We start from the raw sequence: 12,245 nt of genomic DNA, 5'->3' as shown, positions 1-12,245 counted from the left end.
AGAAGCTCTTTTAGAAAGTAGAAGAAACCGAAATCAAAAAATTATTGAGAAACTAAACAAAAATGGTATAATTATAGATATTGATGATGTTAAAAGAGAGGCTGGTGGAAAACTTTTAGGTAGAGTTCATTTTGCAAATGCACTTATAAGAAAAAATTATTGTCAAAGTATAGACGAGGCCTTTAAAATCTTCTTAGGAAAAACTGGACTTGCATATGAACCTAGACTCAATTGTCCACCTGAGCTTATTGTTGAATATTTAAAAGAAAATAAAGCTTTTTCTTCTCTTGCACATCCGAAACTAATTTCTAAAGATGAAAACTTTATTTTAGATTTAATAAAAAAATTAAAGGCTTTAGGATTAAATGGTTTGGAAGTTAATTATCCTAACTTAACAAAAGATGAAAAAAATAAATTCAAAGCTTGGGCAAAAAAATTTGATTTAATTATAACTGGTGGTTCTGATTTTCATGGAAGTAATAGAATTAATTTGAAACTTGGACAAGAAGGACTAAGCTATGAACAATTTAAAAAAATTAAAAACTTTATAGAAGAAAACAAAGGCTAATAGGAGGGTTTTATGATAATTGTAACTGGTGGGGCAGGAATGATTGGAAGTGCTTTCATTTGGAAGCTAAATGAAATAGGACATAAAGATATACTTGTTGTGGATAAATTACGAAATGAAGATAAGTGGTTAAATATAAGAAAAAGGGAATATGCAGATTGGGTTGATAGGGATAACTTAAAAGAATGGTTGAGTTATGAGGAAAATGCAAATAAAATAAGTGCTGTTGTCCATATGGGAGCTTGTTCTACAACAACTGAAACTGACGCAGACTACTTAATGGATAATAATTATAGTTATTCTAAATTTTTGTGGGATTTTTGTGTTAAGAGGAATTTGAAATTTATTTACGCTTCTTCTGCTGCTACTTATGGTATGGGAGAGCGAGGATATGATGATGATATCAGTCCAAAAGAACTTCAAAAACTTAAGCCTTTAAATAAATATGGTTATTCAAAAAAAGTTTTTGATGACTGGGTTTTTAAACAAGAAAAAGCTCCAAAACAATGGAATGGTTTAAAATTTTTTAATGTCTATGGTCCTCAAGAATACCATAAAGGTAGAATGGCTTCAATGATATTTCATACTTTCAATCAATATAAAGAAAATGGCTATGTCAAACTTTTTAAATCCTACAAAGAAGGTTTTAAAGATGGAGAGCAACTTCGAGATTTTGTATATGTTAAAGATGTTGTTGATATTATTTATTTTATGCTAACTGAAAATGTAAATTCTGGAATCTTTAACATAGGAACTGGAAAATGCAGATCTTTCTTGGATCTCTCTATGGCAACTATGAGGGCCGCTTCTAAAGATTCTCAACTTGAAATGACTAAAGTTGTTGAGTTTATTCCTATGCCTGAGGATTTAAAAGGTAGATATCAATATTTTACCGAAGCTAAAATAAATAAACTGAGAGCAATTGGCTACACAAAAGAAATGACATCTCTAGAAGATGGTATTAAAGACTATGTTGAAAATTATCTTTCTCAAGATGATTCTTATTTATAGGAGGTTCCTTAGATGTCACCTCTTTTACTCATTATAATTCTTTCTATTGTTGAAGGAATAACTGAATTTTTACCTATAAGTAGCACAGGACATATGATACTTGTCGAGAAATTTATAGGTGGGGATATCTTTTCAAAAATTTTTATGAACAATTTCCTTATTATAGTTCAATTAGGTGCTATATTCGCTGTTGTTATATACTTTTGGGAAGATATTAGTCCCTTTGTAAAGACAAAAGAAGACTTTGTTTTTAAATTTAGATTGTGGCTTAAAATTTTAGTTGGAGCTATTCCAGCAGCAATAATTGGTTTAATATTTGATGATATTATAGATAGATATTTTTTAGATAATGTTTTAGTTATAGCAATTACTTTAATATTTTATGGTTTAATTTTAATTGCAGTTGAAAAAAAAAATAAAACTGAGAAAAAAGTAGCTTCTATTAACACTTTTACAAAATTAAAATACCGTACAGCTTTTTATATAGGTTTCTTTCAATGTCTTGCTATGATACCAGGAACCTCAAGATCTGGAGCTACAATAATTGGAGCCTTACTTTTAGGACTCTCTCGCCCACTGGCAGCAGAATTTTCTTTTTACCTAGCAATTCCTACTATGCTTGGCGCAACTCTTTTAAAACTTATTAAAAGTGGTTTGAAATTTTCAATTCAGGAATTCTTTTATCTTGGACTTGGAACTTTTCTCTCATTTATAGTTGCCTATATAGTTATAAAGTGGCTTATGTCATATATAAAAAAGAGAGATTTTATTTTCTTTGGAGTCTATAGAATTATTTTAGGGATCTTAATATTAGTCATAATTTTACTTTGATTAAAAAAAGAATGGATAAAATTTCATTCTTTTTTTATATTTTATGAAATAAAAATTAATTTTACTTTTTTTTATTAGCTTTTATATAGTATAATATATAAAATTTTATTTAGAAAGGTGAATATTGTGAGTACATTATTAAAAATAAAAATTTTAAAAAAAGAAATGACAAACATAGAAAAAAAAATAGCTAATTATATTCTCAATAATATTAATGAGTTAAAAAATCTAAATACCTATGAAATAGCTCAAAATTGTGATGTCAGTCAAGCATCCATTGTTAGATTTTCAAAAAAACTTGGCTTTTCTGGATTCCCGAATTTTAAAATATCTCTTGTCCAAGATTTAGGTAAAATTAATCTGGAGAATGAAATCTCAGTTTTAGATGATGAAATAGACTCTAAAGATAGTTTTTCTACTATTTGTAAAAAGATTGCTGCAAAAAATATAAATGCAGTTCAAAATACTATATCCATCTTAGATACAAAAGAGATTGAAAAAGCTATAAATATGATTGAAAAAGCTAAAAAAATAATGATTATTGGTGTTGGTTTTTCTGGTATTGTTGCTAAAGACTTTTCTTTTAAACTTACAGAAATTGGAAAAAATGTTATTTTTGAAACTGATCAACATATGCAACTTAGTTATCTTACAACATTTACAAAAAAAGACATAGTTTTTGCTATTTCTTATAGTGGACAAACAAAGGAGGTCTATAGCTTAGTTAAAGAAGCTAAAGCTAGAAATATTCCTATAATTTCCCTTACTACTCTTGCTCCAAATCTTATAAGGGATTTAGCTGATGTAAAACTAAATACTGTTGATCTAGGCGAACATTATCGTGGAAGCTCCCTATCTCCTAGAATTTCACAATTTACTATTATTGATAGTATCTATGTGAGTTTAGTAATTAAAAATAAAGATATGGAAAACTATATAAAAAATGCTATAGAGCTTGTTAAAGAACACAAAATAAAAAAATAAAGGAGTTAAAATGATTGCAAAAATTAAAAATCTTTTCTTAAATTTTTCTGTTGTATTTTTTATTGCAGGAATAACTTCTTTTACTGCATACAACTGGAAGGAAATGAATAATTTCCAAAAACTTTCCATCCCCTTTTTATTAATTATATTAGGACTTATTTTATATTATTTTTTAAAAAAAGAAACTTATAAAAAATTAGCACTTTTATTTAGCTGTTTTATGATAGGTACTCTTTTTGCCGTATTTGGGCAAATATATCAAACTGGAGCTGATACATGGATACTTTTTAGAAATTGGGCAATTTTTTTAATTGTTCCAACTATTTTTTCTATGTCTTACTCTATTTTTATGTTACTCATAATTGTCACATTTCTTATGACATTTTTTGGACTAGGCTTGTATTATAATGATACTTATTCTTTTTTTATAGCTACATTTATTCCAGCTACTGTGATATCAATTTATCCTATTATTATCGAAAAATTTAAGTTTAGATTTAACAATCTTTTTTACAACTGCTTAGTTGTTATATTTTATATACTTTTCAATATAGCTGGTATTTTTCTGATATCTCATAATACTAAATTTTTTTATTATGAAAACACAACAACATTTTTAGATAGTTTTTTAGTATTTTTCTACCCATTGATAACAGTACTAATATTTTTTGTTGCTTCAAAAAAATATAAGAAACCTGTAATTTTGCCATTTACAATTGTTACAATTGGATTAATTATCTGGGGATTTTTTGTTGAAAAAATTATGTTTTATGCTTCTTTTAATTTAACAGAATATTTAACAGTTTTTTTCCTTATCAGCTTAATTATTTTCATAACTACATTTGCTGCACTTATAAAAAGTTTTCCTACTATTGAAAGTAAATTTATCACGAAATTATTTGGAGGCTTAGCCAGCTTTTTAAAGTTCTCTGTCTTTATTTCAGGTTTAGGGCTTTTATTTGCAATAGTAAGTCTAAATAATTCTTCTGAATATAGTTTTTTATTTTTAGGAATATTGATCATTGCTTTCTCTTGTTATTTACCTAAAATTTTGAAATATAAAGAGGACAATTTGGATTTAATTTCCTTTTTAATTGGTCTTAGTTCTCTAATTAATTTTTTAAGTATAATTTTTGAAAATCATATAAAGCTTGCTCATCTGGCTCTTTTTGCTATTATAATCTTTGATACTTTTTATTTCATTAGAAAAAATCGAGTTATGGATTTATTATTTGCTCCTTTTCATTATATTTTTGTCTTAATATTGATTGATGAATTTAATCTTCTTTTTAATGACTTTTATATAAATATTAATCTGCTTTCAGTAATAGCTATTTTGATTTTATCTCTACAACCAATTTTTTCAGAAAAAATTGAATCTTCTAAATATAAAGATAGACTTAATAGAGTTTTTTATGGTAATAATATGAGTTTTTTACTATTTTTTATGACTTATTATATCTTAGAACATGATATTATTTATGTAATGTATAATGATGGAAAAAATATTATTTTAAATAGCTATATATATATCGTAAAAATTAGAGCTGCTGTAATCATAATAAGTTCTATATATATTATTTACCTATGGTTTAGAAATAAAGAATTGACTAATGATAGTCAAAGTATATCTTTAAATAATAAAACTCTTGGAAATAAAAATACAATGAAAAAATTAATTATACTTATTGCACTGATTATCATAATTTTATGTTTTTCTTGGAATATAGTAGGTATAAATTTTACAATTTTACTAATTTTACTCTATTTTTATAGAGGTAATAAATTTACAATATATTTCCTTAATATAAGCCTTTGCTGTCAAATATTCAACTATTATTATCAATTACATGGTATTAGTTTATTGCATAAATCTTACTATATGCTTTCTATGGGTCTTGCACTTCTACTTGCATATTTGACAATAAAATTTTTTATAAAGGAGGGAGAAACAAATGAATAAGAAAATTAAACAGATCTTAATAGCATTAAATTTTGTTTTCGTTTTTCTCTTAACTTTTCTATCTGTTTTCAAAGAAGAATCCTATAAAAAAAGAGAAGGTTTTTATTTAGAACTTGCACCTGTAGACCCTCGTTCACTTATGCAAGGTGATTATATGATTTTAAATTATAGTATAGTAAACGATGCATGGGATAAAATTCGTGTGCTCCAAGAAGAGGAAAATAAAGCCATAAAAAGAGGCTATATTGCTGTTAGCCTTGATAAAAATAATGTAGCTATTTTTAAGGATGTTGTAAAAAAACCAACTGATGATAAAAATTTACTATTTATTGAATTTAAATCAAATAGCTATGACATAAAAATAAATGCTGATAGCTTTTTCTTCCAAGAAGGAGATGCTCATCTCTATGAAAATGCTAGATATTCAAAAGTTGTTCTCATAAAGAATACTTTAAGACTTATAAATCTGGTGGATGAATTACCTGTTAAAAAATAACATTAAAATATATGGCTACTGCAAGTTTTAATTTCAAACTGTTGTAGCCATATCTATTTTTTACATTATATTATTACAAACAATAAAAAAATTCTAGTAATATTTAAGATCACTAGAATTTAATTTATTTTATTTACTTCATCCTTAAAATTATTCTGCTGCAACCAATACTTGATTACCCTTATAATCCCCACACTCTAAACAAACTCTATGTTGTCTTTTTGGTGCTCCACATTTTTCACAAGTTGCTAAACCAATTGCTGTTAAAGCATGATGAGATCTTCTCATATTCTTTTTGGCTTTTGAAGTCTTTTTCTTAGGTACTGCCATTTTTCCCCCTCCTTCTCATTTCTTTATCTATACCGTATAATTTTACAAGATTTTCCTCTTTATGTCAAGTAAGTTTTTATGACATAAACAATTTTATAGATTAGACATTAAATAAAAACTCCATTAAATCTCCATCTTGTACTACATATTCTTTTCCTTCCAATCTTAAAACTCCTGTCTCTTGAGAACCTTTCCAACCAGAATTTTTTATAAACTGCTCATAAGATACTACTTTTGCTCTTATAAATCCCTTTTCAAAATCTGTGTGAATTTCTCCAGCTGCTCTTGGAGCTGTATCTCCTATTTTTATTGTCCATGCCCTAACTTCTTTTATTCCTGCTGTAAAATAAGTTTGTAGACCTAGAAGCTTAAAACCTGCTCTTATAAGTCTATTTAATCCTGCTTCTTTTACTCCCAATGCTGCCAGAAATTCTATTCTACTGTCATTATCCATCTCTTGCAATTCAGCTTCAACTTTAGCTGAGACAATAACCACTTCAGAAGCTATGCTCTCAGCATATTTTTTTACTTCTTCCACATAGTTATTACCACTTGCTAAATCATCTTCAGACACATTAGCTGCAAATATCATAGGTTTTAAAGTTAATAATTGATAGTTTTTTAAAATTAATTTTTCATCTTCACTCAAGTCTAAAGTTTTTAATAATTTAAATTCTTCTAAATGTTTTTTTGCCTTTGGTAATACCTCCATTAAATTTATGGATTCCTTTATCTTATTTCTCGCTAATTTTTCATGTTTTTCTATTGCCTTATCTACAGTTTCTATATCTGCAAATATGAGCTCCGTATTAATAACCTCTATATCTCTTATAGGATTTACTCCTCCATCAACATGAATTACATTATCATCTTCAAAACACCTTACAACTTGACATATAGCAGATGTTGCTCTTATATTTGATAAAAATTTATTTCCCAGACCTTCACCCTTTGAAGCTCCTTTTACAAGCCCTGCTATATCAACAAATTCTACAGTTGCGGGAACTATTCTTTCAGGATTTATAATCTTTGCTAAAGCTTCAAGTCTATCATCAGGTACTGTAACCATTCCTATATTAGGCTCTATTGTACAAAAAGGATAATTTGCTGCCTCTGCCGCCCCAGCTTTAGTTATTGCATTAAAAAGTGTTGACTTTCCCACATTAGGTAAACCAACTATTCCTATACCTATCATCTATTTTCCTCCAACTTTTAATTTGCTGCCCTTATAATTTCAAAAAAAGAATCAGCCTTTAGAGATGCTCCTCCAACAAGCCCTCCATCTATATCAACTTGGCTTAATAGCTCTTTTGCATTTTCAGGTTTCATAGAACCTCCATATTGAATAGTCATCTCATTTGCAATTTCTTGACCAAACATATCTACTAAAACCTTTCTTATCTCTTTATGAGTTTCTTGAGCAATCTCTGGAGTTGCTGTTTTACCAGTTCCTATTGCCCAAACTGGTTCATAAGCTACTATGACTCTTTTAGCTTCTTCTTTTGTCAAGCCTTTTAGACCTTTTTTAACTTGATTAGAATTTACTTCAAAAGTTTTGCCTGCTTCTCTCTCTTCTAACTTTTCTCCAATACAAAATATAGGTGTCAATCCATTTTCTAACACTGCCTTAACCTTTTCATTAATAAATTCGTCTGTTTCTTTAAATATCTCTCTTCTCTCAGAATGTCCTAAAATAACATGAGAAACTCCTATTGCTTTTAACATAGTTGGTGATATTTCACCTGTAAATGCACCTTCTGCTTTTGGATATACATTCTCGGCTGCAACTTTTATATTTGAACCTTCCACTGCCTTAACTGCATCTGAAAGTGCAGTAAAAGGGACCCCTATAACTATATCTATATTTTTAATATCCTTGGTTAAATCTTTTAACTCTCTCAAAACTTGTACTGCTTCTTGGTTAGTTTTATACATTTTCCAATTTCCTGCTATAACAATTTTTCTCATTTTTCCTCCTAATTTATTTCAAATAAAATTTATTTATACGATTGTTTTCTATGATACAAATCTTTTTTTCTTTTCTTCTTCAATGATTCTATCATAATAGAAATTTATATCCTTATAAAATACTTCAAGTATAGGAGCTATCTTTAGCTCCAAAATGTTTAAATAGTCTATATAGTTTTTCTTTTTTCTCTTTTCTATCAAAATTTTAATATTTTCATCTAAGGAATCTAAAATTTCTTTGAAATTTATATATATATTAAAATCATATGTCTCTTCCATTAAATTTATTAAATCTACAAACCAGATTAAAAAACTGTGAAGTTCAGCTATATCATCTTTTAAAAGTTTTTCACTATTTTCCAATTTTAAATTTATAAAAAATAATATTTCAAAAAAAACTTCTATATAACTTCTACAATATGCAAGAGATTCTATAACTAAATCCACATAAGATTTTGTTTCTACCTCCAATAGATTCAAATCTTCTATATTAATTATTGTACTTTCTTCTAAAAGGGCACCATTTATGTAAATGTTACTTATTATTTTTTCATTCTGCTCTAATTTTTTTGTTATTACTTTTATAATTCTTTCAAAATTTTTTCTATTTTTTTTCCCTAATTCTATTTTTTCATTATCTATGTATATTTCCAAATTTTTCACCTACTTTGCTATAAATCTTCTTGATATAGCTATTGAGAATACTTTTATATTGACATTCTCATCATTTTTTTCTATTTCTTTTTTTATAGACTCTATTGTAGCACCACTTGTAACAATATCATCAAACAGCAATATATTTTTATTTGCCAAATTTAACTTAGCTTGAAACGCATCTTTTACATTTTTTCTTCTTTCTGAGTAATTTTCCATTTTATACATATGTTTAGTATCCCTTATTCTATCAATTCTATAGTATTTTATCTTTAGTATGTCTAAAATAAGCTCCACCTGATTAAAACCTCTTTCTTTAAGCCTTTTTTTATTTATAGGAACAGGAATTATCATATCTATTTTTTCTTCCTGTAATAATTTTTCTATTGCTTTTCTTATCAATAAGGCTAAATCTTTAGCTAAATTTTTTCTATTTCTTAATTTATAGTCTGCTATTATTTCTCTTATTTCTTCATCATAATAAAAAATATAATAGAAATCCCCTATATTTTTTAGGTAAGATATTTCTACTAATCTATTCAAACAATTCCTACAGATAAAGCCTTTACGATCTAATTCTTTTGAACAATAGGAACATTTATTATAAAAAAATATTTCTCTTAAAATACTTTTAAATACTTCCTTCCAATTTGACATTTCCATGGCATTTCCCTTTTTCTTTATCTTCGTCAAGTATTTTAGCAAGATAAAATTCAGTATAACCACATTCTAAACAAGTTTTAGCATAGTAAAGATTTAACTCAACTTTCATAAATTTATTTTTTTTCTCAGGAAGTATAATACTTTTTTCCTCATGGTTTCTACAGCCACATTTAGGACATCTAAAATCCAATTTCATCACCCCAAGCTATATTTTTTATCCATTCTAGGTTTTCATCTAAATAACTCATACAATCAATTCTAATTTTATAATTAATATATTTTTTATTTTGTAAGTAAATTTGAGCCATATTAAAAATTCTTGAAAGCTTCCTTTTGTTTATTGCTTCATAACCATAACCATATTTATTAGTTTTACGATATTTTACTTCTATGAATACCAATTCTAAATCTTTCTCTGCTATTATATCTATCTCTCCATATCTATTCCTATAGTTTCTTTCAAGAATCCTATATTTTTCTTTTTTTAATATCTGACAACTTCTATCTTCATAAATATTTCCTATTTCTCTATTATTCATAATATTTTACCTAGAAAACTTTTTCTATGAACATCTTTTAAAAAACCATTTTTCTTTATATACTCCACATGTTTTTTTGTACCATATCCCTTATGCTTAGCAAAATCATAACCTGGATACTCTTTATCTAAATCTTTCATAATTCTATCTCTCGTTACCTTTGCTATTATTGAAGCTGCTGCTATTGAAAGACTTTTTGCATCTCCTTTTATAACAGAAAGTTGATTTCCTTTATATTCTCTTATTGTAAAGTTTCCATCAACCAAAACTATATTCTCTTCATAGTTCTCTAGTCTTTTTTTTAGTTCTTTTAAAGCTTTTTTCATAGCTAAAAATGTGGCATTCAAAATATTAATCTCATCTATTTCCGAAGCATTTACAATACCCACTCCTATTTCAAAATTTTCTTTTATAATATTATATAACTTTTCCCTTTTTTTCTCAGTTAATTTTTTAGAATCATTTATTTCATCTAAGGTTTGTGAATATTCCCTTATTTTCACTGCAGCTGCTACAACTGGGCCAGCTAAAGGCCCTCTTCCAGCTTCATCAACTCCAATAACTTCTTTAAATTTTAAATCAAATAAGTATAGATGATTAGTATTCATATTATTTCTCCTGTTATTTATACATTGACACATTAAATTTTAACTTTTCAGCTATTTCTATAAAATCATCAAACAATGGTGCTGTAAACTCATAGTCTTTATCATCTATTGGATTTTTAAATTCTAATTTATAAGCATGTAGCATTTGTCTTTTTGCCATATCATTAGAACTTCCATAGATATTATCACCTAAAATAGGATGATTTATACTTTTCATATGGATTCTTATTTGATGAGTTCTCCCTGTTTCTATTTCAACTTCAACAAGTGAATATTTATCTACTTGTTGTATCACTTTATAATTAGATATTGCTATTTTCCCATTTTTTTCAACAATAGCCATTTTTTTTCTATCTTTTATATCTCTACCTACAAAATTTTCTATTCTTCCTTCTCTTCTCTCTTCAGAAAAATTGCCCTTTACTATACATAAATAAGTCTTATGCACTGTTTTATTAACAAACATCGAAGCTAATTTTGCATGAGAATTATTATTTTTTGCAACCATTATAAGTCCACTTGTATCTTTATCTAATCTATGAATTATTCCTGGTCTTATTTTTCCATTAACAGTTGACAAATTTTGGGTATAGTACATAAGAGCATTAACAAGTGTTCCTGTATAATTTCCATAAGCTGGATGAACTACCATATCATATTTTTTATTTATTAAAATAAAATTTTCATCTTCATAAATTATTTTTAAAGGTATATTTTCTGGATTTATATCAATATCTTCCTCTTCAGGTATATTTACTAATACTATATTTCCCGTTTTCAATTTTTTACCATTTTTTTTGCATATTTTAGAATCCAGTAAAACATAACCAGTATCTATAAGTTTTTCTATATACGATCTTGTTGATTCATCTAGTTGAGAATTTATATATTTATCTAAACGTTCTCCACTATATTTACCATCAACTTCAAATTTAAAACATTCTTTTATTTTTTTCATAGTTTATCTCTTTATTTTATCATATCTTTCAAATTATTTCTATATTTCAACTATATCTCCAACAATTATTTGTAAATAATTAATTAACAATTCAGGTTCTATCTCAATTTGTATACCTCTGAGCCCACCACTTATTAAAATTTTTTTATTCTCATAAACTGATTCATGTATGAAAGTTTTATGTTTCTTTTTTATCCCTACAGGGGAACAACCGCCTCTTAAATATCCCGTATATGAAAATAAATCTTTCATAGCTAACATTTCAATTTTTTTACTTTCTGATAGCTTAGCAAGTTTTTTTAAATCTATTTTTTCTATTCCTGGAATACAAGCGATTATCATTTCTTTTTTTTCATTCAATAACACCAATGTTTTAAAAATTCTTGTTACATCTTCGTTTGTCTTAATAGCAACACTTAGTGCATCTAAATTATTTTCATCAACTTCATATTCTATTACTTTATGTTTTATTTTATTTTTTTCTAGTTCTCTTATCGCATTAGTTTTTTTCATATTTTTCTTCCTAGTTATTTTAATCTATTTAAAATAATTTTATTTCATTATTTTATCATAATTTAATTAAAAAAATCCATTTATTTTATAATTTCCTTAGGAATAAAAAAAAAAGAGAAGCACTAGCTTCTCTCCTCTATATATTGCTTGGCAAATACC

General features: G+C 26.5%; 16 protein-coding genes and 2 pseudogenes. 8 read left to right on the top strand and 10 right to left on the bottom strand.

What is annotated here, in order from left to right:
• The 8 genes and pseudogenes from Q4A58_RS06310 to Q4A58_RS06285 all read left to right on the top strand — a co-directional run.
• On the top strand, positions 1-568 hold a 568-nt coding region (locus tag Q4A58_RS06310), incomplete at its 5' end, for a phosphatase (protein ID WP_303117564.1).
• 12 nt (positions 569-580) lie between these two features.
• Positions 581-1,579 carry an ADP-glyceromanno-heptose 6-epimerase gene (gene rfaD / locus Q4A58_RS06305; protein WP_303117562.1) on the top strand — a complete coding sequence of 333 codons (999 nt, stop codon included), beginning with the start codon at positions 581-583 and terminating at the stop codon, positions 1,577-1,579.
• Between the two features lie 12 nt (positions 1,580-1,591).
• Entirely contained in the window at positions 1,592-2,410 is an 819-nt protein-coding gene (locus Q4A58_RS06300) for an undecaprenyl-diphosphate phosphatase (RefSeq protein ID WP_303117561.1), read from the top strand.
• A 117-nt stretch (positions 2,411-2,527) separates the two neighbouring features.
• Positions 2,528-2,746: pseudogene (locus Q4A58_RS08105) on the top strand (MurR/RpiR family transcriptional regulator); the annotation flags it as partial.
• 110 nt (positions 2,747-2,856) lie between these two features.
• Positions 2,857-2,907 (top strand): annotated as a pseudogene (locus Q4A58_RS08100) (hypothetical protein); the annotation flags it as partial.
• A 13-nt stretch (positions 2,908-2,920) separates the two neighbouring features.
• On the top strand, positions 2,921-3,394 hold the full coding sequence (locus Q4A58_RS08095; protein WP_368501193.1) for an SIS domain-containing protein: 474 nt from the start codon (positions 2,921-2,923) through the stop codon (positions 3,392-3,394).
• A gap of 10 nt (positions 3,395-3,404) precedes the next feature.
• Positions 3,405-5,357 carry a DUF4401 domain-containing protein gene (locus Q4A58_RS06290; RefSeq protein WP_303117559.1) on the top strand — a complete coding sequence of 651 codons (1,953 nt, stop codon included), beginning with the start codon at positions 3,405-3,407 and terminating at the stop codon, positions 5,355-5,357.
• Entirely contained in the window at positions 5,350-5,853 is a 504-nt protein-coding gene (locus Q4A58_RS06285; RefSeq protein ID WP_303117558.1) for a GDYXXLXY domain-containing protein, read from the top strand. Before Q4A58_RS06290 ends, Q4A58_RS06285 begins: the two co-directional genes overlap by 8 nt.
• A 150-nt stretch (positions 5,854-6,003) precedes the next feature.
• On the opposite strand, the gene rpmF is transcribed toward Q4A58_RS06285, so the two are convergent.
• The 10 genes from rpmF to ybaK form a co-directional block, all read right to left on the bottom strand.
• Positions 6,004-6,183 carry a 50S ribosomal protein L32 gene (gene rpmF, locus Q4A58_RS06280; protein ID WP_303117557.1) on the bottom strand — a complete coding sequence of 60 codons (180 nt, stop codon included), beginning with the start codon at positions 6,181-6,183 and terminating at the stop codon, positions 6,004-6,006.
• Between the two features lie 100 nt (positions 6,184-6,283).
• A complete protein-coding gene (ychF, locus tag Q4A58_RS06275) occupies positions 6,284-7,378 on the bottom strand; it encodes a redox-regulated ATPase YchF (protein ID WP_303117555.1) in 1,095 nt (364 codons plus the stop codon).
• A 17-nt stretch (positions 7,379-7,395) separates the two neighbouring features.
• Positions 7,396-8,151 carry a triose-phosphate isomerase gene (gene tpiA / locus Q4A58_RS06270; protein WP_303117553.1) on the bottom strand — a complete coding sequence of 252 codons (756 nt, stop codon included), beginning with the start codon at positions 8,149-8,151 and terminating at the stop codon, positions 7,396-7,398.
• Positions 8,152-8,199: 48 nt separating this feature from the next.
• Positions 8,200-8,805: a chemotaxis protein gene (locus Q4A58_RS06265; protein WP_303117551.1), complete on the bottom strand. Its 606-nt coding sequence runs from the start codon at positions 8,803-8,805 to the stop codon at positions 8,200-8,202.
• Positions 8,806-8,814: 9 nt separating this feature from the next.
• A complete protein-coding gene (locus tag Q4A58_RS06260; protein ID WP_303117549.1) occupies positions 8,815-9,462 on the bottom strand; it encodes a ComF family protein in 648 nt (215 codons plus the stop codon).
• Positions 9,437-9,664, bottom strand: a complete 228-nt coding sequence (locus Q4A58_RS06255; protein WP_303117547.1) for a zinc ribbon domain-containing protein — start codon at positions 9,662-9,664, stop codon at positions 9,437-9,439. Before Q4A58_RS06255 ends, Q4A58_RS06260 begins: the two co-directional genes overlap by 26 nt.
• Complete coding sequence (locus Q4A58_RS06250) at positions 9,648-10,007, bottom strand: YraN family protein (protein WP_303117545.1); 360 nt, start codon at positions 10,005-10,007, stop codon at positions 9,648-9,650. The genes Q4A58_RS06255 and Q4A58_RS06250 overlap by 17 nt, the downstream gene beginning before the upstream one ends.
• Positions 10,004-10,615: a ribonuclease HII gene (locus Q4A58_RS06245; protein WP_303117543.1), complete on the bottom strand. Its 612-nt coding sequence runs from the start codon at positions 10,613-10,615 to the stop codon at positions 10,004-10,006. Before Q4A58_RS06245 ends, Q4A58_RS06250 begins: the two co-directional genes overlap by 4 nt.
• Before the next feature lie 13 nt (positions 10,616-10,628).
• Positions 10,629-11,573, bottom strand: a complete 945-nt coding sequence (locus Q4A58_RS06240) for an RluA family pseudouridine synthase (RefSeq protein ID WP_303117541.1) — start codon at positions 11,571-11,573, stop codon at positions 10,629-10,631.
• A gap of 39 nt (positions 11,574-11,612) precedes the next feature.
• Positions 11,613-12,086 carry a Cys-tRNA(Pro) deacylase gene (gene ybaK, locus Q4A58_RS06235; protein ID WP_303117539.1) on the bottom strand — a complete coding sequence of 158 codons (474 nt, stop codon included), beginning with the start codon at positions 12,084-12,086 and terminating at the stop codon, positions 11,613-11,615.
• Positions 12,087-12,245: the final 159 nt, after the last annotated feature.

It is taken from the genome of Fusobacterium sp. (genome assembly GCF_030528405.1).
Classification (GTDB): domain Bacteria; phylum Fusobacteriota; class Fusobacteriia; order Fusobacteriales; family Fusobacteriaceae; genus Fusobacterium.
The sequence above is the reverse complement of the archived record's forward strand: the minus strand, read 5'-3'. Positions and strand labels throughout refer to the sequence as shown.